Below are 25864 nucleotides of genomic sequence, written 5' to 3' on the forward strand. Positions count from 1 at the left end.
AAACAGGAACATTACGCAGGGTTAGCATATTTTTCGCTGTAGCTTATCATCCATTGTATATCAAATTTATCGGTGAGCATACCGTAGTAGTCACCCCAAAACATATCGTTCATGGGCATGGTTGCTTTGCCGCCATCAGCAAGCGCGTTGTACACACGGTTGGCCTCCTCGCGGCTGTCTACACTTACAGACAATGAAACCGAACTGCCAAATGTTACCTGCTCCATACTTTTAGGCACATCTGTACCCATAATTACATTGCTGCCTATGGGCAGGGCTATATGCATAATATGGTTCTGCTCTACCTCGGGCATGTTTTCGCAGCCGGGCGTATCTTTAAAGCGCATTACCATGGCAAACTCTCCACCAAAAACCGACTTATAAAAATTGAACGCTTCTTCGGTAGTGCCATTAAAATTTAAATAGGGGTTTACTAAGGTCATAATTATAGGTTTTTGTTTGTTCGTAATTATTGCTTTTGCATTGTAAACAATTCCTGTTCGAGCCGGTCAAGGTTCTCCTCATTTTTTTCGAGGCAAAAATCTTTCAGCTTTGCGCAGGCAGTGGCTGTTTTAAACACCTGCTGAAAAGTTATCTCCGTTTTTAAAGGTGATATTTCGGTTAATGATAGTACTACCTGAAACTCCGGTGGCGAAACATGGTTGAATATAATGAGGCTGGGCTCTTCTATTTTTAAAAAGATACATTCGTTATCGTAGTTGCTTTTATCGGGGCCGTACATTACAAAACTCCAGCGCCCGCCGGGCTTAAAATCGAATTCATTAAAGGTATTGGTAAAGCCTTTTGGGCCCCACCATCTCGCAAGGTGTGCGGGGTTTGTAATGGCTTTGTATAAGGTATGTATGTTTGCTTCAACTTCCCTGTAGTTTTCTATAACATGATCAGGATTAGTTGGTAATATTATATTCTCCATAGGTCTTATTGTTTTTCGAGTATTGTTTTCAGGTTATAAAGGTTGGTGTCCATATCCCTGCCCAGCATTTTGTCCATAACCAGGTTCATTAAATTCATAGGGTATTTGCTCTTACCATTTACTATAGATGTTACTTTAGTGCTGTTGCCCTGTACGTTTTGTGTTAGTGTGCTGCCAAGCATTGTGCTTTTAAACGGGCGGATAAATTGCAGTTGTAAATCAACACGTTCGTTTGGTACAATGTTGGTAATTTCCTGCCTGCCTTCGCCCGCTTTATTATTGCCGTTCCATGTGTTTATAAACCCAACGGTACCATCTGTCCCAATAAATTCCTGTTTCAGGTTGGGGTCGGCCTGTACCCATATATTATAATGCACCTGGTTTTTTATGTGTGCTACATAATTAAAAACGTCGGCTACGGGTTTATTTATAATAATGCTGCGTTCTATATAATATGCTTTTTTTACAAAAAGTGCTATGGCAAGAGGTATGGCAATTATGGTTGCAATTACAATTAGAATGATGGTCAGGATGGTCATTGTTTGTGTGGATTATGTGTTTAAAATTTAATAGCCTAAGTTACTAAGGTCCTCAGTACCTTTCTGTAAATACAAATATAAATCAATACGTTATATTTTAGGTCTTGCTAAAAAGTCATTATGAGGGGGTATTCAGGACAAAAAACATTTCTATATTTGTTAAGCAAACATTTACCATATTATGCAAATAGGAGTTATTTTAACACAGGGCCACCGCCTGCTTAGCGCTGCTGCACTACTGGATGTTTTTGAGACTGCCAATCGTTTTTATGAAGACGATAACGAAACTGCGCCTTTTACCATAAGCGTACTTTATCAGCACAATCAGGAAAAGCCTTTGTTTGAAAATTACAACCCTAAAATATTGAACGATGATGTGCAGTACGACCTGCTGCTTATACCCTCTTTTAACCATGAAGCTATAGGCGAAGCGTTACAGCAAAACATGTCGTGGATACCGTGGCTGCAAAACCAGTATGCCAATGGTGCTGCCGTGGCAAGCTTTTGCACAGGGGCATTTTTACTGGCGGCTACCGGCTTGCTAAACAACCGCCCTGCAACTACACACATTAATGCCGAAGGTGCTTTTGCAAAATTGTTTCCGCTGGTTCAGTTGCAGGCAGATGCTGTTGTAACGGCGCAGGACAGGATTTATACCAGCGGCGGGGCTACCAATACATTTCACCTGCTTATGCTGCTGCTCGAAATATACTGTAGTAAACAGGTAGCCGTGCGCGCCGCAAAAGTGTTTAGCATAGACCTTGACCGTAGCCGGCAGACTTACTTTGGCACCTTTGCACCGGCACAGGATCATGGCGATACTTTAGTAAAACAGGCACAGGAAGAGATTAAAAAGAATTTTAGCCGCGTTAATACTATAGAAGAGCTGATTACCGATGTGCCCGCCAGCCGCCGTAACCTGGTGCGCCGCTTTAAGCAGGTTACCGGTATTACACCTATAGAATATTTACAGAAAACACGTATAGAAGCTGCCAAGAAAATGCTGGAACAATCAGGCTGCAGTATCCTGGAGGTTATGCTGGAGAGTGGGTATAACGACCTTAAAACGTTTAGGGCTCTCTTTAAAAAGATGGTGGGCATGACACCAACTATGTACCGGGAAAAGTTTAGCGGGCAGGTTGTGTAAGCGGCTTTTTATCCCCCCGATTCTACAAAATAAGGCAGAAATTTTACATACAAATCGTTTCAAAACTGTTTTATCTTTCTTTTAACTAAGAATGTTGGTATATTTGCATTTCCAACAATACCCAATAATGAATACAACACATGCAGTTATTACTGCCATAGGGGGTTATGTGCCCGATACTATTTTAGATAATGCTGCGCTTGAGAAGATGGTAGAAACTACCGACGAATGGATCGTGGCGCGCACCGGTATAAATGAACGAAGGATTGCCAGCGACCCAAACATGGCAACATCTGACATGACAGCCCTTGCAATTAAAGACCTTATAGAAAAATCAGGCATAGATCCTACAGAGATTGACTGCCTTGTGCTTGCAACTTCTACACCCGACAGGGTGCTTGCCCCAACTGCTGTAGTAGCCTGCGAAAAAGCCGGGCTTACTAATGCCTTTGGTTTCGACCTTAATGCGGCATGCAGCGGCTTTTTATATGCCCTTAGTACAGGGGCTGCCTTTGTAGAGTCGGGCAGGTACAAAAAAGTACTGGTTGCCGGTACCGATAAAATGAGCAGCATTGTAAATTATGAAGACCGTAATACCTGTATCCTTTTTGGCGATGGCAGCGGTGTTGTGCTTTTAGAAGCGAATACGGAAGGCCTGGGTATTAAAGATAATATTTTCAGGACAGACGGTAAGGGCGTTCAGTTCCTTTCGGTTCCTGCCGGAGGGTCGTCTTTAGGTTCTACCGAAGATACTGTTCATCATAAACAACATTACGTGCAGCAGGACGGCCGCACTGTATTTAAAAGTGCTATTAAAGGCATGACTTCTGCTTGTAACGACGTGTTGCAACGCAACAACCTTACTGCCGATGATATAGACTGGGTAGTGCCACACCAGGCAAACCTGCGTATTATAGATGCTGTAGGCCAAAATCTTGGCGTGGCAAAAGAAAAGGTAAAAGTAAATATTCAGCGTTATGGCAACACTACTGCTGCTACTTTACCGCTTGTTCTATGGGATTACCAAAATGATTTTAAAGCCGGCGATAAAGTGTTATTTACTGCCTTTGGTGCAGGATTTACATGGGGAGCCAGCTATGCAATTTGGGGTAATTTAAGAACACAGCAAAACTAAAGAATGACATTAGAAGAAAAGATCGCCGCTGCAGAGACACATATATTTAAAGCCGTTTTCCCTAATACTACAAACCATTACGATACCCTTTTTGGTGGGGCAGCAATGCATTTAATGGATGAGGTGGCCTTTATTACCGCTACCCGTTTTAGCCGCCAGCGCGTAGTTACCGTGAGCAGCGACCGTATAGATTTTAAAAAGCCTATTCCTGCCGGCACCTTTGCCGAATTTATAGGTAAAGTGGGCCACATAGGTAATACCAGTATGCAGGTTCACGTAGAAATTTATGTAGAAGATATGTACTCGCTTAAGCGCGAAAAAGCCATAACCGGTAACTTTACCTTTGTGGCTATAAACGAGAATAAAGAACCTATTGCTATAAGCAAGTAATTAGTTGGCAGTTTTCAGTTGCAGTTTGCATGCTCATAGCACTAAAAACGGCGACTGAAAACTGTGCTTATTTAGAGCAAATTATAGCGTACCCCTAAAAATACCCTTCTTCCCTGTAATGATGCATAGTTATAGCTGGTATCAAACGTATAACCGTTAGGGTTATTTACCGGGTCGTTTACGTTTTTATTAAACGGGTCAAACGGGCGCATTAAAGCATATTTGGGTACAAAATCAAAAACGTTTTTTACACCGCCATAAAATTCCAGCCCGAAATCCATTTTTTTTGTAAACTGCACGTTAGCAATACAAAACCACGGTGAGTATGCCGGGCGATAATCATTAGGCAATACCGGCAGACGCATAGGGCCGTACCAGTTTCCGGTAACATCTACACTATAATTATTGGGCAGGTTATAGCTTGCTATAAAATTACCCGACCATCTTGGTGCATGCAACTGCTGTGTTTTAGTCTCCATACCTAATGCATCTTTTTCTTTCTGGAAAACATCCATATAGGATATGCCCGCCATAACCTTTAACGGAAAGGGAAAAACAAGGTCGGTATTTAACGATACCCCCTGCGATATAGCATGCCCATTAAGGTTGTCGTAAATAATCTTTGTAGGGTCGGTATCAAAATCGCCCACGATCTTATTGGTAAAGTAAGAATAGAAACCGGTAATGTCAAAATTGATCAATACTGTTTCGGTAGGGATTTTAAGTACGTAATTAAGGTTACTGTTGTACGACCTTTCGGGGTTTAGTGCTTCGGCAATAATAACATCCCGGGCACCGGTAAGTGCGGCATGGTCTTCGGTAAAAAGGTTTACCACCCTAAAACCCGTACCAAAACTTGCCCGCACCGTATTATTTTTATTGGGCGCAAACTTATAGGCCACCCGTGGCGAATGTATGCCGCCGTGGTTCCTGTCATAATCAAAACGGTAACCGCCAAGCAGCATGTGTTTAGGGGTTATTGTCCACTCATCCTGAATAAAAAAGCCCGGAAGCGGCGTTTTTTGCGGCATGTTAGTGCCGTTCTCTCTTGCCGTAGCCGGAGTATTATCATCATACTTGGTGTATCGCATGGCGGCACCTAACAAAAAGTTATGGCTGCTGCCAAATTGCTTGTCCCAGTACGCCTGTACAAAACCTACCTGCTGTGTAGCCATGTAAGGCGTGTTGCCATAATAAGAATCCTGGTCGTGCCAGTTGTAAGAGAACTGCGTAAAAATACGCTCTGTAGTGGGCAGCTGGTACAGCCCTATAAGCTCGGCACGTTTGGTATAAATGCTTTCTCCATAAATACTGTCGCTGCCACGCCACTGTTTTGTCCAGTTCATTTCGCCACCCCAACGGTCTTCATACACGTAACGGCCGGCAAGGCTAAACTGTCGGTTTTCTTTACGGTCAAAATTCCATTTATTAAAAACAGAGATACGGTTTTGCTGGGTAACATCGGTAAAGTTATCCCTGTTCTTATCTGCCTTTACATTGTAATTAAAATAGTTAACGCCCAGTAACGACGTTGCTTTTCCCGCCTTAAATTTTATGGCAGCATCTACACTTTGCTCGCCCCAGCTCGTAAAAAAGTAATCGGCACTTATGCGGGGCGCTTTATAGGGCGCTTTGGTAATAACATTAATAATACCACCCATAGCTTCAGACCCGTATAGCGATGATGCCGGCCCCTTTACCACTTCTATACGTTCTACGATACTATTCGGTATCCCGCTAAGGCCATATACAGTAGATAATGAGCTTACTATGGGCATGCCATCTATTAATATCATAGTGTAAGGCCCTTCCATACCGTTAATGTGTATATCTCCGGTGTTACAAACATTGCAGTTAAGCTGAGGCTGTACGCCATTTATCATTCCCACAGCTTCAAAGAGGCTTGGAGTTGGGTTTTTCCTGAACAGCTTTGGCGTGATTATCTCTACAGGTATGGGGCTGTCGCTGCGGCTTACCTCTTTCATGGTTCCGGTTATAACTACTTCCTCCAGTGCCTGCGTGTCTTCCTGCAAAACGATATTCAGGGTTACCGGCGTGGCGTTGCTAACACTTACTTTTTTTCTCACGGTCTTTAAACCCACAGTGCTTACAATAACTTCATAGCTACCGTAAGGCACGTCATTTACCGCGTACATGCCATTTTCATCTGCGGCAATAGTTTTGCCAAGCGGACTCACAATTATGTGTGCTGCCGGGACGGGGCCATTACCATCGGTCACTGTACCGGTTATACTGCCCGTTTGACAATAGGCTGAAAAGCTGAATAACAACACGATCGCGTAAAATAGTTTCATCTCTAAGTTTATAATTAGTTTTACAAAAGTATAAATTTAGATTAGACTAAAAATAATTTATGATAAATTTAATTTTAAAATTAGGTTAATGTTGTTTTGTATTGAGATTGGTTATGTATGGCAACAAAAAAAAGCCCTTACTTTCGTAAGGACTTTTTGTATGCTATAATGCAGAATGAATTTGCGTATTAAAATCTGTATATTGCCCCGATGTTGATATCGCTTAGGTTTAATCCAAAATTGAACTGGTCAGTGTTCTGAACGCCGTCTGCATCAGGATTGTCTGTCCTGTAGCTTAATATCCCAAATTTAGCTTCTAAGGCAAAGTTTTTAGAGATAAAGTAGCTTACACCCGGTGCTAAAGCTATGCGTAGTGCATTGCTGTTGTCTTCTGTAACCGCTTCAATTTTAGAGTGTATGTAGTCTACACCAAGTTCTCCAAATACAGAAAAGCTGTTTGCAGGAGTAACATAATACCTTCCAAATACACCTACTGCAAACTCGGTTGATTTAATATCTGCAGTTTCAGGAGCTTCTTCTTTTCCATGAGTATAACCTAAGGCAACGCCCAAAGCAATATTAGGAGTTACAAAATAACCCACTTTAGGCGAGATATTAAAAGAGTTAGTTTTATTGTCTCCGGTAGATTCAGACCCTATTCCTATAGAACCTGTAATAAATAAATCGCCGTTATTAAAACCGTTGCTTGCAGGTACACCAAGGGTAGTTGTTTCCTGTGCATGTGTTAATCCGAAAGCCAGTAAGGCCATTGAGCAAATTAGTTTTTTCATTGTGATGTGGTTTAATTTCTATGCGAAACTACTGCACAGATTTAAAATGTTTTGTTAAGCCTACCCTAAACATATATTAAAGGTTTAGGGCATATTCCTTTGGTACAGGTATTTTACCATTTAAAACCTATTATACATTAGTATATGTAATATAAATGTTTATTTTTATGCCAAACACCTGTAAACATTGGAGCGTAAAGGAAATTTTATAACGGTTAAATGTAAAGATCCGGTAGTGGGTAAGCACATCGACTACTACTATTTTCACACGTCTGATGATCCGGAATTTAATAATAAGTTTGCTTTTTACCCTAATTACAAACATGCTTTAACGGTATATCTCAATTCTGATGTTTCTCTTTCCGATTCCGGAACATCAATACGTCCTTCAACTTCAGATAAATTCACAGCGTTATATTCTGTAAATACCCATCAGAGTTTTGATGTAAACCTGTCAGGTACGTTTTATAAAGTTGGGGTGGTGTTTAATCCATTAGGTATCAACCACTTTATAAATAAACCATTGAGTGATATTTTTACGCCCTCATTTTCTGAATTTACTTATTTTGGCGAAGCGTTCGAAAATAGTATAAAATCATCCAAGCCATCTGGTTACGAAGATAAAGCCGCGACGCTCGATGTCTTTTTCAGGAAACACTATGCAGGGTTTGATGAGCCTGTTGTAAAAAAGGCAGTTCAAGAAATATTAAATACCAATGGCAGTGTACGTGTAGAAGACCTTTCTGAAATTACAGGCGTAAACAGAAAGACACTATTAAGGCTTTTTAAAAAGCATTTATGCGCATCGGTAGAAGAATATAAAAAGCTGGTAATGTTTCGCAATGCACTCAATTATTCGCAGCAGGCAGGCCATTCATTAACAGATGTGGCTTTGTATAGCCTTTACTACGACCAGGCACATTACATAAAGCATTTTAAGGCGGTAACCAAACAGTCGCCTAAAGCACTTTTATCTAAGCTTACCCAACTGGGTAACCAGGATGTGTACTGGCATTTTGAAGATTAATACCATTTAGAAATAGTATAGTCAGGTGTCTAATAATGTCTAATGTGACGCAAAGGCGCAGAGACGCTAAGCAGGATAATGAATAAATTAGTTTACCCCAACGACTATAAGTCGTAAAGCTTTGCGACTTAACCGTCGCTTTTGTTCCAACTTATTAAATAGTACAGCTTTGCGGCTTCGCGACTTTGCGTGAAAAAATATTTGAACTATATTATATTTTTTATTTGGTATATCAGTCGCTGGAAAACGTTGCTGATTTAGCATACAAACGTTGCTGCTCTGCGCCTTTGCGTGACAAATTATTCAGGCTATTAAATGTATGATTGCAGATTAATTGCCAAAATGTCCCAATTTTACAATTTCTTTATTTTAAAAGTATCGATATTTGCTGCATCAACCAATAAATTAAGACCATGACCAAGCTTTTAATTATCGTAATAGAGAAAATAGTCCACGTATTATTCTCTTAAAATAAAAGAGGCTGTTCGTTACTGAACAGCCTCTGGTGTATAGGTGTAAATCTACAATTATTATTTAGGCACACTATCGTGAGATTGTGCATGTTTACCCTCATTCCATATTGTAAGGATATCACCACCTACGGCTGCACCGCTGCCTGCTGCGATAGCAAGCTGGCTCCTGTGGCCCGCAAGGGTTCCTACTACGTATATGCCCTCTTTAACAACATGGTCGTCATTAACAAGCTGTATGCGGTTTTTTTCGGGGATGGCTTTTTTGTTAGGGATAACATACTCCATAAGCCCTTCAATATCAAAGCTACCGGCAGATCCTATTCCTATAACTACATTTTTTGCCTGATATTCGCCTTTATTTGTAGTAACGGTAAAGTTACCGGCTTCGCCTTCCACTTTCATAAGTTTTTCGGCAGGCAATTGTTCCACTTCCGGGTAAAGGGCCTGCAGTTGTGCAAGCGAACTTTCCATAAGGTCGGCGCCAAGGGTACCGGCAGGGATTCCGTAAGCATTATTGTAAACGCCGTTAGCCAGCGATGAAGCTTTTTGGTGGGTAAAAACGCCTACTTTTTTGCCAAGGGCATAAGGTCTTTTAAGGCCGGAACCTATAATAAGGGCACATGAAACGCCAGAAACGCCTCCGCCCACAATTAACACATCATACATAGTATTTATCTTCTTGAAGTTTTTTCGTCAATTAATCGGGCACTTCTAAATATAGCCAGTATTAGCAATGCACAAAGCGATGCCGCTATACCTATAAGGCCTATAATACTGTTGCCTTCAAATAAGTTATTGTAATCCAGTTGGGTAATGTTAAAGATGATGATGCCGGTTGCGAGCGCCATCAGGACGTAAATAGAAATCTTCATTAGGTAGTATGTTTAGCTGATAAACAGGTTATCAGTGCCCAAAATTAATAATAATAAGTTTTATATGAACAGTTGTTTAACATTGGATGCGAATAATTTAACAGCAATGGCTAAAAGTATCACGCCAAACACTTTACGTATTACGCCAAGGCCGTTATTGCCCAAAACCTTCTCTATTTTAGCCGATGATTTTAACACTGTATACACTAAAACGATGTTTATAAATATGGCAACAATAATATTTACTTTATCATAAACAGCGCGCAGCGATAACAGGGTAGTCATGGTACCCGCCCCGGCTATAAGCGGAAAGGCTATGGGTACTATAGATGCAGTGCTTGGGTTATCATCTTTATACAGGCGGATGCCCAGTATCATCTCTAACGCAAGAAAAAACAGCACGAACGATCCCGCCACGGCAAACGATGATGCATCTATACCTATAAGCTTAAGGATCTCTTCGCCCACAAATAAAAAGGCCACCATGATTATCATAGCCACGATAGATGCTTTTTCTGAGTGTATGTGCCCCAGCTTGTTACGCAGGTCTACAATAATGGGTACACTCCCTACAATATCTATAACTGCAAAGAGCACCATGCTTATGGTAAAGACCTGTCTCCAGTTAAAGCCGCTTATCCAGTCGTAACTCATGCTATTTTAGTTTAAAGTGCGTGCAAAATTACCTATAAATAAGGCATGTACCAATAAAATTTTCATTTATCAGGATATTGTGATAATAAACGTTTCCCGATAATGTTATAAATGTACTTTTCTCTTTGCGAATCTTTGTGTCATCTTGTGTAATAACATCTTTATATTGTTTACGAAAGCGTTTTTTCATTTTATAATCATTTCAAATAATGTTAAGGACAATTGTGCATACTTTAAATGAAGTAAGTTTATTTATCTTTGCAGCATGTTTCAAATGGGTAAAACAATTGTCTCTGAAGACATTTTAGAAAAAGAATTTGTGTGCAACCTTTCGGCCTGCCACGGAGGATGCTGTGTAGATGGCGATGCCGGTGCACCGCTTAATGAAGAGGAAACCAAAATACTGGAGGAGATATACCCCATTGTTAAGCCATTTCTTCGCAAAGAAGGTGTTGCAGCGATAGAGGCACAGGGAACCTGGATAAAAGGTACCGATGGCGACCTGGAAACTCCTCTTATTAACAATAAGGATTGTGCTTACGTAATTTTTGATGGTAAAACCGCCCTTTGCGGTATAGAGCAGGCCTACAACCAGGGCCTGGTTAAATGGAAGAAACCCGTTTCGTGCCATTTATACCCTATACGCGTAAAAGATTTTACCGATTTTGCCGCGGTTAACTACGACCGCTGGGATATTTGCAGCCCTGCATGCTCCCTGGGCAAAGAGCTGGAAGTGCCCGTTTACAAGTTTGTAAAAGAAGCCCTGATAAGGCGCTTTGGCGAAGACTGGTACATGGAACTCGAAAAAGTTGCTGCCGAACTTAAGGATAACCCAATGCAAAAAAGGAGGCGTTAAAACCACGCTGCAACCCCCGCTATCACAGGGATTTCTTATAATTATTAGTAATTAATAAATTTTGTATGTATCTGTTTTTCAGAAGTATGCAATTTTTGATAATGCTTTTCACATTTTTTTAACGTTGTTAAAAACTATGTGCAATTGTGGATAACTATGTGTTTGAATATCTATTCTAAATGCCAACCTTTGTAATCCGCGTTATAAATAACGCAACAATTTCTAATACAATAAACGTCAATATACTATGTCTGCAATCGAGCCAATACTTCAGGAGAATAAAAACCGCTTTGTAATTTTCCCTATAAAACATCATGATATTTGGGAATGGTACAAAAAGATGGAAGCGAGTTTTTGGACTGCCGAAGAAATTGACCTTCACCAGGACCTTAACGACTGGAATAACAAGCTTAACGAAGACGAAAAGTACTTTATAAAACACATTCTTGCTTTTTTTGCCGCGTCTGACGGTATTGTAAACGAAAACCTTGCTGAGAATTTTGTAAACGAAGTACAATATGCCGAAGCGAAATTCTTTTATGGTTTCCAGATCATGATGGAGAACATCCATAGCGAAACATACTCGCTCCTTATAGATACCTATGTTAAAGATGAGGTAGAAAAAGACCAGCTTTTCCGTGCGCTTGATGTGTTTCCTGCTATTAAAAAGAAAGCCGACTGGGCTCTTAAATGGATAGAGAGCGACTCGTTTGCAGAGCGGCTTATTGCATTTGCTGCCGTAGAGGGTATTTTCTTCTCGGGTGCATTTTGCTCTATCTTCTGGCTTAAAAAGCGTGGCCTTATGCCGGGGCTTACATTCTCTAACGAGTTAATATCGAGAGATGAGGGTGTTCACTGCGACTTTGCCGTGCACCTGCACAACCACCATCTGGTTAACAAAGTGCCTAAAGCAAGGATAAAAGAAATTATTATAGACGCGCTTGCTATAGAGCGTGAGTTTATTACAGAGTCGTTACCGGTAAGCCTTATTGGTATGAATTCTATATTAATGATACAGTACCTGGAGTTTGTAGCCGACAGGCTTCTTGTAGAGTTGGGCTGCGAAAGGCAGTACAATGGTGGCAACCCGTTCGATTTTATGGATATGATATCGCTGCAGGGTAAGACCAACTTCTTTGAGAAAAGAGTGTCAGAATACCAGAAAGCAGGTGTTATTAACAACGGCGAAGATGCACAAAAAATTAGCTTTGATGCTGATTTTTAATTGAATAAAGATTCCAACTAATTGATTTTGCAGGCTGCGCCCCACGGCGATGCCTTAACCAACTAATAATATTTGCCTTATGTTTGTAGTAAAAAGAGACGGAAGAAGAGAGCCGGTAATGTTTGACAAAATTACCGACAGAGTAAGGATTTTATGCTATGGCCTTAGCGACCTTGTAGACCCGGTTAAAGTGGCAATGCGTGTTATAGAAGGGTTATATGATGGCGTAACAACATCTGAACTGGATAACCTTGCGGCAGAAACTGCTGCGTCTATGACAATTTCGCACCCTGATTATGCGCAGCTTGCAGCCCGTATTGCGGTAAGTAACCTGCACAAGAATACCAAGAAATCGTTCTCTGAAACCATGAGCGATATGTACCATTATGTTAATCCACGCACTAACCAGGAGGCGCCTTTACTAAGCGACGAAGTGTATAACGTGATAATGGAAAACGCGGCAGAACTGGATTCTAAAATTATATACAATCGCGATTTTAACTACGACTATTTTGGATTTAAAACACTGGAGCGCTCTTACCTGCTTAAAATAAACGGACAAATTGTAGAACGCCCGCAGCACATGCTTATGCGCGTATCTGTAGGTATTCACCTTAACGATATTGCATCGGCCATAGAAACCTATGAGCTGATGTCTAAAAAATTCTTTACCCACGCTACGCCTACGTTGTTTAACTCCGGTACACCTAAGCCGCAAATGTCGTCTTGCTTCCTGCTTTCTATGAAAGACGATAGTATAGACGGTATTTATGATACGCTAAGGAGCACGGCAAAAATATCACAATCTGCCGGTGGTATAGGTTTATCTATACATAATGTAAGGGCTACAGGTTCTTACATTCGTGGTACCAACGGTACCTCTAACGGTATTGTGCCTATGCTTCGTGTATTTAACGATACTGCCCGTTATGTAGACCAGGGTGGGGGCAAGCGTAAAGGTAGCTTTGCGGTTTACATAGAGCCGTGGCATGCCGATATCTTTGACTTTCTTGACCTGAGAAAAAACCACGGTAAAGAAGAAATGCGCGCACGCGACCTTTTTCTTGCCATGTGGATTCCCGACCTGTTCATGAAACGTGTACAGGAAGACAGCACCTGGACATTGATGTGCCCTAACGAGTGCCCTAACCTTTACAGTGTACACAGCGAAGAGTTTGATGCACTTTACCTAAGCTACGAAGCGGCAAACAAAGGCCGTAAAACCATTAAGGCCCGTGAGCTTTGGGAAAAAATATTAGAGTCTCAGATTGAGACAGGATTGCCTTACATGCTGTATAAAGATGCAGCTAACAGGAAATCGAACCAGAAGAACCTTGGTACCATCCGTTCGTCTAACCTGTGTACAGAGATCATGGAGTATACATCGGCAGATGAAATTGCCGTGTGTAACCTTGCCTCTATATCGTTGCCAATGTTTGTAGATAACGGCAGCTTTAACCACGACTTCTTATACCAGGTAACTAAACGCGTTACCAAAAACCTTAATAAAGTAATCGACAGGAATTATTACCCTGTTATTGAGGCAGAAAACAGCAACATGCGCCACCGCCCTGTAGGATTAGGCGTTCAGGGCCTTGCCGATGCTTTCATATTGCTTCGTTTACCGTTTACCAGCGACGAGGCTAAAAAACTAAACCAGGAAATATTCGAAACCATATACTTCGCAGCTGTTACCGCCTCTATGGAAATGGCAAAAGAAGAAGGGCCATACTCATCGTTTGCAGGGTCGCCTATATCTCAGGGTGAATTTCAGTACAACCTTTGGGGCCTTAACGACAGTGACCTGAGCGGCCGTTGGGACTGGGGTTCGTTACGTACAGAGGTTATGGAGCATGGTGTAAGGAACTCGCTGCTTATGGCGCCTATGCCTACAGCAAGTACGTCTCAAATTCTTGGTAACAACGAAGCGTTTGAGCCTTACACATCTAACATTTACACACGCAGGGTACTATCAGGAGAGTTTATTGTGGTAAACAAACACTTACTACACGACCTTGTAGAGCTTGGCCTGTGGAGTGAGAACCTTAAGCAGGAGGTAATGAGGGCAAACGGATCTATACAAAATATAGACGTTATTCCTCAGGATATTAAAGACCTGTATAAAACCGTGTGGGAAATGAGTATGAAAGATATTATAGACATGAGCCGCCAGCGTGGTTACTTTGTAGACCAAAGCCAGTCGCTTAACCTGTTTATGGAAAATGCATCATATTCTAAACTAACATCAATGCACTTTTATGCATGGCAAAGCGGCCTTAAAACAGGTATGTACTATTTAAGGACTAAGAGCGCTGTAGATGCTATTAAATTTACCCTTAATAACGATAAAAAAGAAGAGCCGGTTGCAGAGGTTGCCGCTACAGGTGTTGTAAAACCTAAAGTTGCTACTCCTGCTGTAGAAGTATCTGCCGTAGAGATGACCGAGTTTCAGGCAATGATAGAACGTTCCCGCAATGCCGAACCGGACGATTGCGAAATGTGCGGGTCTTAATTGGCCACACACATATAAAAACACCTAAAGGAGCAGCAATGCTCCTTTTTTTGTTACAATAAACATTACTGATAGGTATAAATATGTTTATTTTTATTGGCTACCTGCCCTTCTGCATAGTCATGATATGATATTTGCGTTTCCAGTATTTCTTCAATATCACTGTTGCGGGTATATGTATAGGTATACACTTTTTCTGTAGAAACTTTACCGTTTTGCCTTACATATTGATGCTTAAGTACATAAGCATTGGCATCAATAATAAATTGCTCCCTTGATGTAAAATCCTCCAAAACGTCAAGATTTTCATAAGTACAAACGGTTTGATTATTTTCTGCTTCAATATACGACATGGTTTCCCGGTATTTAAGGACTATGCCTTTTTCCCGATACTCCTGTACTTCATCTTCAGGATATCCATATTCTAAAATTTCAATAACCCTGTCAAGGCCATCATATTTGTACTCTGTGTACGACTCAATTTGATTACATTCCAACGTGGTAGTTTTAATCATGCGTTGTTTATCATCATATGAAATCGTTAATTTTAAATTCGATTTCTCAAACCATTTACTCATCAAATTACCGTCTCCATTATATATATAAAGACAGGATTCTCCATTTTCTTTTATTCTGTTATGTAAATCGTCATATTCATAATCTGTAAAGTTTTCCTTTAAAAATTCAGGATGCCCGGATAAAGTGTGGATTTTTTTTATCTTTCCAAAAGATGTAAAATAAAATGTTTCTTTGCTATAATGCAAAAAAGGATGTGCGCTATTATCCTCAACAGTTATACTTTCAATAACAATCTTTGCATAGTCTCCTGTAGGATATGCTATAAATCGGTTATGCGGATTATTAGTTTCTTTTATAAGCTGTAGGGAATAATAAGGAAATTTCACTCTGAGAATTTTCTATAAATATAAAAAAAGTGTTGAGATAAATAGTTTTTAGATTTTATAACAAATCAATTAAACTTATGGCATTACATATAGATAAAAGAAAAGGAGCAGCAATGCTCCTTTTTTTGTTATTTTTACCGAATAATACAAACTAATTATGCCCAAAGAGAATTTCGGGAATGTAGAGATTACCTATGATATGCTGGCCGACAGGAGCAAGAGAATTGGGAACCTTGTTGTAGATTACATTATTTGCATTACCATCTCCATAGGAGTAGGATTGTTGGGTAACTGGCTTTATGATACGTATGGTTATAATGGCCTTGCTGTGGGCGATTTTACTACTATGGGGGAGAATCATTTCAGGTTTGATCTTTTACAATTATTTGTATCGATAATATTTTATGGTTTGTTTGAGTCGCTACTGTCGCGAACACCTGCCAAATATATAACCGATACAAAAGTGGTAATGCGCGACGGTACAAAGCCGGATAGTACCGCAATATTTATACGCACACTGTGCAGGCAGATACCTCTTGAGGCTTTGTCATTCCTGTTTGGGCAGTTTGCCGTAGGATGGCACGACAGAATTAGCAAAACACTTGTGGTAGACGTTAATAAATACAACAGCGCACTGCGCAAAAAGGATAGCATAGATACGATAGGCGAACAAGAAGCCGACAAATAATAGAACAAAATGAGTAAAGATACAAAAGGTGTACACACTGGGATTATAGAAAAAGACGAGAACGGCAATTTTTTTAGCGGCGAGTACTTGTTGGATTACCAGCATGTAATGGCAAGCTTTAAAGAGGGCGATAAAATAACAATCAAATCGGTTATAGAAAACCCAAGCGATATAAGCCACGAGCGTTATCCTAAAAAATCAAGGGATTTCTTTTTATTCAACCTTAAGAAGTAGTTTGGTTGTTGGTTAATAGTTATTAGTTGTCAGGAAGAATATAGTTCAGTCTGATATCAGTTATCTATTATCTAACGTCTATTATCTCACATCTCAATTCTAAATAAAAAATGATGCACTGGGAACAGCTGCTGTCTTTAAAAAGGCAAGGCGATACAAGCAAGCGGTTACGCAGGGAGCAGGACGAAACGCGCCTGGGCTTTGAGGTAGATTACGACCGTATAATATTTTCGTCGGCTTTCAGGAGCCTTCAGGATAAAACACAGGTAATACCACTATCTAAGACCGATTTTGTGCACACCCGCCTTACGCACAGTCTCGAAGTATCGGTAGTAGGCCGGTCTTTGGGCAGGCTCGTAGGCAAAAAGATCATAGAAAAGCACCCGCACCTGCACGATATCCACGGTTTCCACATGAACGATTTTGGAGCCATTGTGGCTGCTGCAGCACTGGCGCACGATATTGGCAACCCGCCCTTTGGGCACAGCGGAGAGAAAGCCATAGGCGAATATTTTAAAACAGGCCGCGGGCAGCAATACAAGGGCCTGCTCACGGACAAGCAATGGCAGGACCTTATAGACTTTGAAGGCAATGCAAACGGCTTTAACCTGCTTACAGCATCGCGCCCGGGCATAGAGGGCGGGCTACGGATATCTTATGCTACACTTGGCGCGTTTATGAAATACCCTAAAGAGTCACTGCCCAAAAAGCCTACGGCTAATATTGCCGATAAAAAGTATGGCTTCTTTCAGAGCGATGTGGCATCTTTTCAGGATATAGCGAAAGATATGGGCATGATGCCTAATAAAGGTGATGGAGATGTGGGTTATGAACGCCATCCGCTGGCTTATCTTGTTGAAGCTGCGGATGATATTTGCTATACCATTATAGATTTTGAAGACGGTATTAATCTTGGACTCATATCTGAAGATTATGCGCTGGAATATCTTATAAAACTGGTTAAGGATAATGTTCAGGTAGAAAAGTATAAGACACTTGCCACTAAAGAAGACCGTATAAGCTACCTGCGTGCACTGGCCATTGGTACGCTTATTAACGATGCAGTAAATGTGTTTATAGAAAACGAAGAGGCCATCCTTGCCGGAAACTATCCGTATGCTTTAACAGACAGGGGTAATTATACCGCCCAGATGAATGATATAATTAAAATAAGCATTAAAAATATTTACCAGAGCCGTGAAGTGATAGAGAAAGAGGTAATAGGCTACCGTATTATCAACACGCTTTTAGACACTTTTTGTACGGCTTATAACAACAAATTTGAAGGTACGGAAGGTAACTATGACAAGCTTATTTTAAAGCTTTTACCCGAAAAATTCATTACCGAAAAAATGGATCTTTACGATCGCCTGCTGCACATTTGCCACTTTGTGAGTACACTTACAGATGGTAAAGCATTGCTGTTGTATAATACAATTACGGCAGGGGTAAAGTAGAAAACCTAATGATTAGATTGTAAGATTATTTGATATATAAAAGTCGCCTTTCTTCATAATTAAGAAAGGCGACTCTTTTATTGTTTTCTCTAACAATCTAAAAATCAAATAATCTAATTTAAAAAGTATAGGTTAACCCTACGCCCAGCATTTGTTTAAGCTGAATTTTTGGGCCTCCCTGTACAACAGCGCCATCAACTTCCCTGGTCGATTTAATATCGTCGTCATAAATAATGTTAGTGCCTATATTTGCTTTAACATATTCGTTTACCGTCATGTCCAGCTGCACCTGAAAGTTAACATCTACATTGCCAAAATTATTAAGGTAATCTGTATATAAAGTTAAACGCTGATCGAGCATTATGTTTTTAAACACCTGCCTTTTAAACTGGTTGGTAATTAAAATACCCACCTCTGTTCTCGAATTTTTACCGGGAATAATAATGTTTCCGTCGGCATCCTTAACGGCGGCCTCTACCCCAAAGGCACCCCTGTCGGCAAGGGTCTGGTTAAGAACAAGCGTTGTTTTATCTGTGAGTGGAGAAAAGTAAGCATTTAGCCCAAGGTCTTTACGAATATACTCGGCACCAACTCCCAGGAAAATTGTAGCAGGGGCAAAAGGCCCTGAAATTTCATCGGTAGTATTAGGATACGAATACCCGTTTGCAAACTGTGTATTAAAGTTAAACTTAGCGCCATAATACCAGTTAGAAACGGTGTCCCTGCGGTATCCAAAGGTAGAGTTAAACTGTATCTGGTCATCAGTTTTACGTGTTTCCTGGCCTTCCTGGCTGTTAAGCCCGTACTTAGTTATTAGCTCATTATTCCAGCTAATATTTTTAAAGGCATATTTGCGTATAAAGTGGCCTTTAGCAAGTATACTCACAGAGTTATTACCACCTACACTCCAGTTTACAAAAGCTATCTGGTTAATGTCCAGGCCTACGGTGTTGGTCTTTTCCCAATGGCTTATAGTATCGGGCAGGGTAGTGGTTATGAGTACCTGAGACTGGCTCTTATGTGCAAAAGCAACAAGTAGTAAGGCAATTAGGCAGGCTTTAATTCTCATGTATAACGGTTTAGTTAAATTTCCGAGTGCAAAAATCGCATTTTTTAGCACAAGGAAAAAATATCTTTTAAAGAATTAACGTCAATAGAGCAGTATTGTTGCAGCTGAGCTGTACTACCATGTTCTATAAATTCATCCGGAATCCCTAATGTGCTTATCTTTAGGTTGTAATTGTTTTTTGCTGCGAAAGAAATTATGGTACTGCCAAAGCCTCCTGTAACACAACCATCTTCGATTGTTATAATTTTAGCATGGTTTTTAAATATAGAATGCAGTGTGTTTTCATCAAGCGGTTTTACAAACCCAAAATGGTAATGTGAGAATATAGCAGCATTATCAACCTGCGCCAATGCTTTGGTAACATTATTGCCTATAGTCCCTGTAGAAAGTATCGCTGTTGTTGTACCCAGCTGCAATTGCAATGCCTTGCCTGTTTCAATTTTTTTAAACGGCTGTTGCCAATTTACATTTTCGCCCCTGCCGCGTGGGTAACGTATGGCTATGGGGTGGGGCAACCCAAGCTGTGCCGTGTATAATATGTTGCGAAGTTCGGCTTCGTTAAGCGGCGCAAAAATAATAAGGTTAGGTATGCAGTTAAGGTATGCAATATCAAACACGCCGTGGTGAGTGGCACCATCTTCGCCCACAATGCCGGCACGGTCCAGGCAAAATATAACTGGCAGGTTTTGCAATGCCACGTCGTGTATAACCTGGTCGTAAGCACGCTGCAAAAATGTAGAATAAATATTGCAAAATACCACCATACCCTGCGTAGCCATACCGGCGGCAAGGGTAACGGCATGCTGTTCTGCTATGCCTACATCTATAGCTCTTTCAGGAAAAACTTCCATCATAAATTTCATCGAGCTGCCACTTGGCATTGCTGGGGTAATACCTATAATTCTATCGTTCTGTTCGGCAAGTTCTACAAGCGTAAGCCCAAAAACGTCCTGGTATTTAGGCGGCAGGTGGGCATCGGCAATTGCCAGAACTTCGCCGGTAAGCTTGTCAAATTTGCCCGGGGCATGGTACTTAACCTGGTTTTCTTCAGCTTGTTTAAGACCTTTGCCTTTGGTGGTGGTTATATGTAAAAACTTAGGCCCTTTTTTATTTTTCAGCCTTTGTAGTTCTTTAATCAGCAGGGGGAGGTCATGCCCGTCTATAGGGCCGGTATAGTCAAAATTAAGCGACTTTATCATGTTGTTCTGCCGCGGGTTTTTACCCTCCTTAACCTGAGTAAGATAATGCTTAAGCGCGCCCACGCTGGGGTCTATCCCTATGGCATTATCGTTAAGTATTACGAGCAGGTTAGCATCTGTGACGCCGGCATGGTTTAGCCCTTCAAATGCCATACCCGATGCTATACTGGCATCGCCTATAACGGCTATGTGGGTCTTTTCTAAATCTCCTTTTATCTGTGAAGCGATTGCCATGCCCAGTGCTGCCGAAATAGACGTGCTGCTGTGCCCTGTGCCAAAGGTATCATACTCACTTTCGCTGCGTTTAGGAAAACCCGAGATACCACCCAACTGTCGGTTAGTGTCAAAGCTATCTTTACGGCCGGTAAGTATTTTGTGTCCGTAAGCCTGGTGGCCTACATCCCACACAAGGAGGTCGGCGGGGGTATTAAACACATAATGCAAGGCAATCGTAAGCTCTGTAACGCCAAGGCTTGCGCCCAGGTGCCCTTCTTTAACCGATACCACATCTATAATAAAATCACGCAGTTCCTGTGCCAGTTGCGGCAATTGTGCAGGATTTAACTTCCGTAAATCGGCAGGGGTTTGTATGGTGTTGAGTAAGTTGCTTTCCATTACAGCAAATTTACAATAATATATGTAACCCAATGTGCCGAATAGCGAAACCCTAAATCCTTATACGCTTTACGCTTAATGACAGATAGCTTTATTTATTAGGAATGCTGTCTGATGGTTGTTTTGTTACAACCACGTCGCCTGTTGTGTATTGCGGTGGTGGCGGCAAAGGTTTTTGTTCTTTTTGCACAGCGGTGTGGTTGTGCACTTTACCGGTTACGGCAGGTGTATCTTTAGCTGTTTGTTCTTTTTTTATGGTATCTTCCGGATAGGCTAATTCTCCTAAAGGGAATCCTTCATCTTTGGGTTTGCATCCTACAAATGTGGCAGACACAGCAATGATTAGACTTGCCAAAGCCATTTTTGCAGTGCGGTTTTTGCGCAGCATTTGTTCCGGCTTTAACCGCCCGCAAATTTTTGTAGCGGTAGTGGTATTTAAAAAAGCCTCCACTTCGGCAGCATTCATCGTGGTAAAATCTACTACCGTGGTAGCACATTTACTGCAAAACCTGCCTTGTGCATCGGGGGTCATGCCATTCCAGTTTTCATTACAGGGCTTAGGTATGGTAAGTGTGTAGTTCATAATTAGTTGTTTTTATTAGTGTTTGTAAATTGAGGATCATTATCAACGTCATCAATAATGCTCTTAGGCGCTGCATAAGCTTTTACCGGTGGCGGCGGAGGCGGTAATAACGTGTCAGGTTCACTAATCGCAATTGCACCCATTAAAAATCTTTCACTACTGGCAGATGGTACATTAATGCTGTCTATACTGCCCAAAGTAGCAGTATCTGCAACCACGACCTGTTCTATAGGATGTTTGTTTCCAAAATCGTCAGAGCAGCTAAGTAACGTTGTGCCCATAACAACAAGCAGTGCCAGCATAAATACTTTTCTAAAACTGGTTTGAGAGTACATAACCTTAGCCGGTATTTGTATAACAACACTTTCTAACTGTTTTTCTTCAAACCGCCCGCATACTTTTTTACCGCTGTTAAGCAGCATATAAGTACTAATTTGCTCAGGGGTCATACCGGTAAAATCGGTTACGGTTTTTTGGCACTGGCTGCAAAACCTGCCTTGGTTGTTTTGGGTCATACCTTCCCAGCTTTCATGGCAAGGCTCTGGAATAAAAAGCTTATAAGTGTTCATATAGCAGGTAATTAGTGGTTGTTTAAGTATAACGGGGGTAATCGTTACTATAGTATTCATACCTCAGATAGTTTTTTCTGTAATGCCACAATATAGCTGTACTCAATTCTATTTATACAGAGTCATCAAAAAAAATAACCACACTTTGCGTAACTTACATAACATTTTTGCGTCTTATACATAAAAACCAGCCATGAAAAAAATTACTCTTGCCCTATTTCTTGCAACTACTGTTGCGGCAGTTGCCCAGCAGGTATCGCTTGATACTCAATTTACAACGGGCACCGGCCCGGACGAATCGGTACTTGCCGTAAGGCAGCTCGCCGATGGTAAGATACTTATTGCCGGAGGTTTCTTTAATTATAACGGCAATGTTGCCGGCAGGATCGCGCGCCTTAATAGCGATGGAACTTACGACTCGTCATTTAGCACCAATTTAGCGGGGCCTGTTGAAGCCATGCTTACAGAGGAGGACGGCAAATTTTTAATTACACAAGCATCCGGAGGCGGGTTATACCGTTACAATGCGGATGGAACTATTGATACTTCTTTTACAAGAATTGCTTTTGGCGGTTACGGTCCTTACAGGATTGTAAAGCAGGGCGATAAATATATTGTAGCCGGCGATTTTACTATTTATAGTAATGCAGGTGTACTGTATACTAATGTTGCACGCTTAAACTATGATGGTACATTAGACACTACTTTTTCCCAAACACAATTATTTAACACTACTTATGTACAGGTATTGGTACAACCCAATGGTAAAATTATACTGGCCGGGGCATTTACATATTTTAATACCATTGCAGTGCCTAATATTATCAGGCTTAATGCAGATGGCAGCTTAGATACAACTTTTAATGCGGGTACAGGTGCTGCGGGCACAATTAGGGGAATGGCAGTTCAGCCCGATGGTAAATACATAATTTCGGGTACGTTTGAAAGTTTTAACGGTGTAGCGAAGCATCTTAATGCGAGGCTTAATACCGATGGAAGTTTAGATACAACTTTTAATTACACATCTACTATCGGCCTTCCCGAAGATGGCATTATGGGTTATGATATAATTGTACAGCCCGATGGCAAAATACTTGTGGGTGGAATGTTTAATGACGCTATGGAAGATATTGAAGGAAATCCGGATGGCAGCGTGCCCGTATACCTATCTCGACTTAATGAAGATGGCAGTACCGATGATACTTTTATAGCGCCTTTTGATGGTACAGTGTTTGACCTTGAAGTGCAGGATGACGGTAAACTGCTTGTGGGTGGATGGTTCAGGAATTATGATGGACAACCACAAATGAGCCTTGCCCGTTTAGATTATAATGCATTAAACACAACAGGGTTTCAAAAAGCTTTGTTTACAATGTATCCTAACCCGGTAACAAACATGCTTACAATTATCGGAAAGGATTTAAATTCGGCGAATGCCACTGTAACCGTTACTGATGTTTTAGGCAAACAGATTTATAGTGCGGCACATAATGCTGCAGCTATGCAGGTAGATATGTCGGGCTATGATAATGGTATTTATTTTATTAAAATAGAGACCAATGGCACACTGTTCATGCAAAAAATACTTAAAAATTAAGGTTTAATATATCACTAACTATAAACCACACCCTTATGAACACAATAGAATTAAAAGAAAGAAACGACATTAATGACAATATCAAACTGAAAAATAGTTATACTCAGTTCGGGGCACTTATTGCCGAATTAAGAAAAAGAGAACTTCCGGATGTTGTTGCAGAATATATTAATGAGGAGGTAAAAAGCCTTAATGAGCTGCCTACAGGTGTAGAACTGATAAAAGCACTTAAAAAGAAACAGACAAAAATTATACAACTGGTTGAGAAGCAACTTAAGGTAGTGCCCAAAAATTATTACCGCAATCTTTGGCTCGCACTGGGCTTGTCTGCTTTCGGATTACCTATAGGGGTTGCCATTGCGTTATCGTTGGGTAACATGGGGCTATTAGGAATAGGTTTTCCGTTTGGTATTGCCATGGGTTTAGCAGTAGGTGCCGGTATGGATAAAAAAGCACTTAACGAAGGCCGACAGCTTGATATTGAGATTAGATAGTAAAGCTAATACTATTGGCAAAATAGTGTAGCCCGGTCTGTTTAAAAATGTTACCCTGATTTGTATCACACAATATTCTTAAATATTGATAGTATTTTACAAATCAGGGTTGTATTTTATAAGTTAGTCAATAACCATTTCCGGAATTTCGCCCTCTATAATAAGAGTACCTTCGGTAGCGTTTTTAATATCTTCTACAGTAACGCCGGGTGCACGTTCCAGTAGTTTGAACCCTTCGGGTACAATTTCAAGAACGGCAAGCTCTGTAACTATTTTTTTAACACAGCCTACACCGGTTAATGGCAGTGAGCAACGTTTAAGCAGCTTGCTCTCACCGGCTTTATTTACATGCATCATGGCCACGATAATATTCTCGGCAGATGCTACTAAATCCATAGCGCCGCCCATACCTTTTACCATCTTGCCCGGAATTTTCCAGTTGGCAATATCACCGTTCTCGGCTACTTCCATAGCACCAAGAATGGTAAGGTCTACGTGCTGCCCGCGAATCATCCCGAAACTCGTAGCCGAATCAAAAAATGATGCGCCCGGCAGTGTGGTAATGGTTTGTTTTCCGGCATTAATAATATCAGCATCTTCTTCGCCTTCAAACGGGAACGGGCCCATGCCCAGCACGCCATTCTCACTCTGAAAATCTACATTAATATCTTCCCTTACATAGTTAGCCACCAGTGTAGGTATCCCTATGCCCAGATTAACAAAGTAACCGTCTTTAACCTCTTTTGCGATACGTTTCGCTATTGCAATTTTATCTAAAGCCATCTTTTATGTTGATTTGTAGTTTGTTTATCTGTCAATTTGGAGTATTCCTTCAAATTAACAAATAACCGAATTAACGAATTACCTTGTCCTTACCGTGCGTTGCTCAATTCTCTTTTCATATTTCTCTCCCTGAAAAATTCTTTTTACAAAAATTCCCGGCACATGAATTTCGTTAGGGTCAAGGGTTCCGGCAGGCACGAGCTCTTCCACCTCTGCCACGGTAATTTTTGCAGCACCGGCCATACAGGCATTAAAGTTTTTGGCTGTCCCTTTAAATATCAGGTTACCGGCCTCATCACCTTTCCATGCTTTTACAATGGCAAAATCAGCTTTATAGGCATGCTCCATAATGTGCATTTTACCATTAAACTCACGGGCTTCTTTACCCTCGGCAACTTCTGTACCGTAACCGGCGGGAGTATAAAAAGCAGGAATACCAGCCTGTGCAGCACGGCATTTTTCGGCCAACGTGCCCTGTGGGGTAAGTTCTACTTCGAGCTCGCCGCTAAGCATCTGGCGTTCAAACTCGGCGTTTTCACCCACGTAAGACGATATCATTTTTTTTATCTGCTTTTTTTGCAAAAGCAGCCCAAGGCCAAAGTTGTCTACACCGGCATTGTTAGAGATACAGGTAAGATCTGTAACGCCTTTAGTAACCAGTTCGGCAATACTATTTTCGGGGATACCACAAAGGCCAAACCCGCCCAGCATGATGGTCATGCCGTTATTTACATCTTTAAGGGCTTCGCCCACATTTTGTACTTTTTTATTAATCATACAATTTATTTTAAATTGGCATAT

Annotated in this window: 27 protein-coding genes; 12 read left to right on the forward strand and 15 right to left on the reverse strand. The window is 41.0% G+C overall.

Annotated features, from left to right (window positions below; all coding sequences use genetic code 11):
* Window positions 1-11 precede the first annotated feature (11 nt).
* Genes F565_RS0110325 through F565_RS0110335 form a run of 3 tightly spaced genes read right to left on the reverse strand, consistent with a single transcriptional unit; the run spans window position 12 to window position 1473 of the window.
* On the reverse strand, window positions 12-443 hold the full coding sequence (locus F565_RS0110325; protein WP_020213148.1) for a VOC family protein: 432 nt from the start codon (window positions 441-443) through the stop codon (window positions 12-14).
* A 26-nt stretch (window positions 444-469) separates the two neighbouring features.
* Window positions 470-934 (reverse strand): SRPBCC domain-containing protein, encoded by a 465-nt coding sequence (locus F565_RS0110330; protein WP_020213149.1) that lies wholly within the window; start codon window positions 932-934, stop codon window positions 470-472.
* Window positions 935-939: 5 nt separating this feature from the next.
* A complete protein-coding gene (locus tag F565_RS0110335) occupies window positions 940-1473 on the reverse strand; it encodes an SRPBCC family protein (RefSeq protein WP_020213150.1) in 534 nt (177 codons plus the stop codon).
* Between the two features lie 181 nt (window positions 1474-1654).
* On the opposite strand from F565_RS0110335, the gene F565_RS0110340 reads away from it, so the two are divergent.
* The 3 genes from F565_RS0110340 (at window position 1655) to F565_RS0110350 (ending at window position 4145) form a co-directional block, all read left to right on the forward strand.
* Entirely contained in the window at window positions 1655-2620 is a 966-nt protein-coding gene (locus F565_RS0110340) for a GlxA family transcriptional regulator (protein ID WP_020213151.1), read from the forward strand.
* Window positions 2621-2747: 127 nt separating this feature from the next.
* Window positions 2748-3755: a beta-ketoacyl-ACP synthase III gene (locus F565_RS0110345; RefSeq protein ID WP_020213152.1), complete on the forward strand. Its 1008-nt coding sequence runs from the start codon at window positions 2748-2750 to the stop codon at window positions 3753-3755.
* A gap of 3 nt (window positions 3756-3758) precedes the next feature.
* Entirely contained in the window at window positions 3759-4145 is a 387-nt protein-coding gene (locus tag F565_RS0110350) for an acyl-CoA thioesterase (RefSeq protein ID WP_020213153.1), read from the forward strand.
* A gap of 71 nt (window positions 4146-4216) precedes the next feature.
* Here the strand turns inward: F565_RS0110350 and F565_RS0110355 are convergent, their stop codons facing one another.
* The gene (locus F565_RS0110355; RefSeq protein ID WP_026299991.1) at window positions 4217-6460 is read right to left on the reverse strand and encodes a TonB-dependent receptor; all 2244 of its coding nucleotides are present in this window, start codon (window positions 6458-6460) and stop codon (window positions 4217-4219) included.
* 188 nt (window positions 6461-6648) lie between these two features.
* A complete protein-coding gene (locus F565_RS0110360) occupies window positions 6649-7251 on the reverse strand; it encodes an outer membrane beta-barrel protein (protein ID WP_026299992.1) in 603 nt (200 codons plus the stop codon).
* A gap of 187 nt (window positions 7252-7438) precedes the next feature.
* Between F565_RS0110360 and F565_RS22345 the strand changes: the two genes are divergently transcribed.
* Window positions 7439-8278 (forward strand): helix-turn-helix domain-containing protein, encoded by an 840-nt coding sequence (locus F565_RS22345; RefSeq protein WP_020213156.1) that lies wholly within the window; start codon window positions 7439-7441, stop codon window positions 8276-8278.
* A 530-nt stretch (window positions 8279-8808) separates the two neighbouring features.
* On the opposite strand, the gene F565_RS0110375 is transcribed toward F565_RS22345, so the two are convergent.
* Genes F565_RS0110375 through F565_RS0110385 form a run of 3 tightly spaced genes read right to left on the reverse strand, consistent with a single transcriptional unit; the run spans window position 8809 to window position 10277 of the window.
* Complete coding sequence (locus F565_RS0110375) at window positions 8809-9417, reverse strand: FAD-dependent oxidoreductase (protein ID WP_020213158.1); 609 nt, start codon at window positions 9415-9417, stop codon at window positions 8809-8811.
* A 5-nt stretch (window positions 9418-9422) separates the two neighbouring features.
* Window positions 9423-9623, reverse strand: a complete 201-nt coding sequence (locus tag F565_RS0110380; protein WP_026299993.1) for a hypothetical protein — start codon at window positions 9621-9623, stop codon at window positions 9423-9425.
* 60 nt (window positions 9624-9683) lie between these two features.
* Complete coding sequence (locus F565_RS0110385) at window positions 9684-10277, reverse strand: MarC family protein (protein WP_020213160.1); 594 nt, start codon at window positions 10275-10277, stop codon at window positions 9684-9686.
* A gap of 265 nt (window positions 10278-10542) precedes the next feature.
* On the opposite strand from F565_RS0110385, the gene F565_RS0110395 reads away from it, so the two are divergent.
* The 3 genes from F565_RS0110395 to F565_RS0110405 all read left to right on the forward strand — a co-directional run bounded on the left by F565_RS0110395 (window position 10543) and on the right by F565_RS0110405 (window position 14870).
* Window positions 10543-11133 carry a DUF3109 family protein gene (locus F565_RS0110395; protein ID WP_020213162.1) on the forward strand — a complete coding sequence of 197 codons (591 nt, stop codon included), beginning with the start codon at window positions 10543-10545 and terminating at the stop codon, window positions 11131-11133.
* A gap of 247 nt (window positions 11134-11380) precedes the next feature.
* Window positions 11381-12358 carry a ribonucleotide-diphosphate reductase subunit beta gene (locus tag F565_RS0110400; RefSeq protein WP_020213163.1) on the forward strand — a complete coding sequence of 326 codons (978 nt, stop codon included), beginning with the start codon at window positions 11381-11383 and terminating at the stop codon, window positions 12356-12358.
* Between the two features lie 79 nt (window positions 12359-12437).
* On the forward strand, window positions 12438-14870 hold the full coding sequence (locus tag F565_RS0110405; RefSeq protein ID WP_020213164.1) for a ribonucleoside-diphosphate reductase subunit alpha: 2433 nt from the start codon (window positions 12438-12440) through the stop codon (window positions 14868-14870).
* A gap of 65 nt (window positions 14871-14935) precedes the next feature.
* On the opposite strand, the gene F565_RS0110410 is transcribed toward F565_RS0110405, so the two are convergent.
* A complete protein-coding gene (locus tag F565_RS0110410) occupies window positions 14936-15775 on the reverse strand; it encodes a hypothetical protein (RefSeq protein WP_020213165.1) in 840 nt (279 codons plus the stop codon).
* Window positions 15776-15932: 157 nt separating this feature from the next.
* Here F565_RS0110410 and F565_RS22350 point away from each other — a divergent pair, with 157 nt between their 5' ends.
* The 3 genes from F565_RS22350 (at window position 15933) to dgt (ending at window position 18154) form a co-directional block, all read left to right on the forward strand.
* Window positions 15933-16463: an RDD family protein gene (locus tag F565_RS22350; protein WP_020213166.1), complete on the forward strand. Its 531-nt coding sequence runs from the start codon at window positions 15933-15935 to the stop codon at window positions 16461-16463.
* A 9-nt stretch (window positions 16464-16472) separates the two neighbouring features.
* Complete coding sequence (locus F565_RS0110420; RefSeq protein ID WP_020213167.1) at window positions 16473-16697, forward strand: hypothetical protein; 225 nt, start codon at window positions 16473-16475, stop codon at window positions 16695-16697.
* 113 nt (window positions 16698-16810) lie between these two features.
* A complete protein-coding gene (dgt, locus tag F565_RS0110425) occupies window positions 16811-18154 on the forward strand; it encodes a dGTP triphosphohydrolase (protein WP_035642285.1) in 1344 nt (447 codons plus the stop codon).
* 118 nt (window positions 18155-18272) lie between these two features.
* Here the strand turns inward: dgt and F565_RS0110430 are convergent, their stop codons facing one another.
* The 4 genes from F565_RS0110430 to F565_RS0110445 all read right to left on the reverse strand — a co-directional run bounded on the left by F565_RS0110430 (window position 18273) and on the right by F565_RS0110445 (window position 22249).
* Entirely contained in the window at window positions 18273-19223 is a 951-nt protein-coding gene (locus F565_RS0110430) for a DUF3078 domain-containing protein (RefSeq protein ID WP_020213169.1), read from the reverse strand.
* A 44-nt stretch (window positions 19224-19267) separates the two neighbouring features.
* A complete protein-coding gene (locus F565_RS0110435; protein WP_020213170.1) occupies window positions 19268-21037 on the reverse strand; it encodes a 1-deoxy-D-xylulose-5-phosphate synthase in 1770 nt (589 codons plus the stop codon).
* Between the two features lie 91 nt (window positions 21038-21128).
* Complete coding sequence (locus F565_RS0110440) at window positions 21129-21620, reverse strand: hypothetical protein (protein ID WP_020213171.1); 492 nt, start codon at window positions 21618-21620, stop codon at window positions 21129-21131.
* A gap of 2 nt (window positions 21621-21622) precedes the next feature.
* The gene (locus F565_RS0110445; protein WP_020213172.1) at window positions 21623-22249 is read right to left on the reverse strand and encodes a hypothetical protein; all 627 of its coding nucleotides are present in this window, start codon (window positions 22247-22249) and stop codon (window positions 21623-21625) included.
* Between the two features lie 133 nt (window positions 22250-22382).
* On the opposite strand from F565_RS0110445, the gene F565_RS0110450 reads away from it, so the two are divergent.
* Both F565_RS0110450 and F565_RS0110455 read left to right on the forward strand, forming a co-directional pair.
* Complete coding sequence (locus tag F565_RS0110450; RefSeq protein WP_020213173.1) at window positions 22383-23786, forward strand: T9SS type A sorting domain-containing protein; 1404 nt, start codon at window positions 22383-22385, stop codon at window positions 23784-23786.
* A 35-nt stretch (window positions 23787-23821) separates the two neighbouring features.
* Window positions 23822-24280 carry a hypothetical protein gene (locus F565_RS0110455; protein WP_020213174.1) on the forward strand — a complete coding sequence of 153 codons (459 nt, stop codon included), beginning with the start codon at window positions 23822-23824 and terminating at the stop codon, window positions 24278-24280.
* 123 nt (window positions 24281-24403) lie between these two features.
* On the opposite strand, the gene F565_RS0110460 is transcribed toward F565_RS0110455, so the two are convergent.
* Both F565_RS0110460 and F565_RS0110465 read right to left on the reverse strand, forming a co-directional pair.
* Window positions 24404-25063, reverse strand: a complete 660-nt coding sequence (locus F565_RS0110460; RefSeq protein ID WP_020213175.1) for a 3-oxoacid CoA-transferase subunit B — start codon at window positions 25061-25063, stop codon at window positions 24404-24406.
* Between the two features lie 78 nt (window positions 25064-25141).
* Entirely contained in the window at window positions 25142-25840 is a 699-nt protein-coding gene (locus tag F565_RS0110465) for a CoA transferase subunit A (protein WP_020213176.1), read from the reverse strand.
* Between the last annotated feature and the right edge of the window lie 24 nt (window positions 25841-25864).

Origin of the sequence: Flavobacterium rivuli WB 3.3-2 = DSM 21788 (assembly GCF_000378485.1) — a bacterium.
Taxonomy (GTDB): domain Bacteria; phylum Bacteroidota; class Bacteroidia; order Flavobacteriales; family Flavobacteriaceae; genus Flavobacterium; species Flavobacterium rivuli.

What these genes read in the sequence shown, in the direction of transcription:
- F565_RS0110435 (WP_020213170.1), bottom strand. Translation starts at nt 21,037, where the DNA reads ATGGAAAGCAACTTACTCAACACCATACAAACCCCTGCCGATTTACGG.
- F565_RS0110405 (WP_020213164.1), top strand. Translation starts at nt 12,438, where the DNA reads ATGTTTGTAGTAAAAAGAGACGGAAGAAGAGAGCCGGTAATGTTTGAC.
- F565_RS0110465 (WP_020213176.1), bottom strand. Translation starts at nt 25,840, where the DNA reads ATGATTAATAAAAAAGTACAAAATGTGGGCGAAGCCCTTAAAGATGTA.
- F565_RS0110385 (WP_020213160.1), bottom strand. Translation starts at nt 10,277, where the DNA reads ATGAGTTACGACTGGATAAGCGGCTTTAACTGGAGACAGGTCTTTACC.
- F565_RS0110395 (WP_020213162.1), top strand. Translation starts at nt 10,543, where the DNA reads ATGTTTCAAATGGGTAAAACAATTGTCTCTGAAGACATTTTAGAAAAA.
- F565_RS0110380 (WP_026299993.1), bottom strand. Translation starts at nt 9,623, where the DNA reads ATGAAGATTTCTATTTACGTCCTGATGGCGCTCGCAACCGGCATCATC.
- F565_RS0110345 (WP_020213152.1), top strand. Translation starts at nt 2,748, where the DNA reads ATGAATACAACACATGCAGTTATTACTGCCATAGGGGGTTATGTGCCC.
- F565_RS0110325 (WP_020213148.1), bottom strand. Translation starts at nt 443, where the DNA reads ATGACCTTAGTAAACCCCTATTTAAATTTTAATGGCACTACCGAAGAA.
- F565_RS0110340 (WP_020213151.1), top strand. Translation starts at nt 1,655, where the DNA reads ATGCAAATAGGAGTTATTTTAACACAGGGCCACCGCCTGCTTAGCGCT.
- F565_RS0110430 (WP_020213169.1), bottom strand. Translation starts at nt 19,223, where the DNA reads ATGAGAATTAAAGCCTGCCTAATTGCCTTACTACTTGTTGCTTTTGCA.
- F565_RS0110375 (WP_020213158.1), bottom strand. Translation starts at nt 9,417, where the DNA reads ATGTATGATGTGTTAATTGTGGGCGGAGGCGTTTCTGGCGTTTCATGT.
- F565_RS0110355 (WP_026299991.1), bottom strand. Translation starts at nt 6,460, where the DNA reads ATGAAACTATTTTACGCGATCGTGTTGTTATTCAGCTTTTCAGCCTAT.
- F565_RS0110400 (WP_020213163.1), top strand. Translation starts at nt 11,381, where the DNA reads ATGTCTGCAATCGAGCCAATACTTCAGGAGAATAAAAACCGCTTTGTA.
- F565_RS0110445 (WP_020213172.1), bottom strand. Translation starts at nt 22,249, where the DNA reads ATGAATACTATAGTAACGATTACCCCCGTTATACTTAAACAACCACTA.
- F565_RS0110450 (WP_020213173.1), top strand. Translation starts at nt 22,383, where the DNA reads ATGAAAAAAATTACTCTTGCCCTATTTCTTGCAACTACTGTTGCGGCA.
- dgt (WP_035642285.1), top strand. Translation starts at nt 16,811, where the DNA reads ATGCACTGGGAACAGCTGCTGTCTTTAAAAAGGCAAGGCGATACAAGC.
- F565_RS0110460 (WP_020213175.1), bottom strand. Translation starts at nt 25,063, where the DNA reads ATGGCTTTAGATAAAATTGCAATAGCGAAACGTATCGCAAAAGAGGTT.
- F565_RS0110330 (WP_020213149.1), bottom strand. Translation starts at nt 934, where the DNA reads ATGGAGAATATAATATTACCAACTAATCCTGATCATGTTATAGAAAAC.
- F565_RS0110440 (WP_020213171.1), bottom strand. Translation starts at nt 21,620, where the DNA reads ATGAACTACACACTTACCATACCTAAGCCCTGTAATGAAAACTGGAAT.
- F565_RS0110360 (WP_026299992.1), bottom strand. Translation starts at nt 7,251, where the DNA reads ATGAAAAAACTAATTTGCTCAATGGCCTTACTGGCTTTCGGATTAACA.
- F565_RS0110350 (WP_020213153.1), top strand. Translation starts at nt 3,759, where the DNA reads ATGACATTAGAAGAAAAGATCGCCGCTGCAGAGACACATATATTTAAA.
- F565_RS22350 (WP_020213166.1), top strand. Translation starts at nt 15,933, where the DNA reads ATGCCCAAAGAGAATTTCGGGAATGTAGAGATTACCTATGATATGCTG.
- F565_RS0110455 (WP_020213174.1), top strand. Translation starts at nt 23,822, where the DNA reads ATGAACACAATAGAATTAAAAGAAAGAAACGACATTAATGACAATATC.
- F565_RS0110420 (WP_020213167.1), top strand. Translation starts at nt 16,473, where the DNA reads ATGAGTAAAGATACAAAAGGTGTACACACTGGGATTATAGAAAAAGAC.
- F565_RS0110335 (WP_020213150.1), bottom strand. Translation starts at nt 1,473, where the DNA reads ATGACCATCCTGACCATCATTCTAATTGTAATTGCAACCATAATTGCC.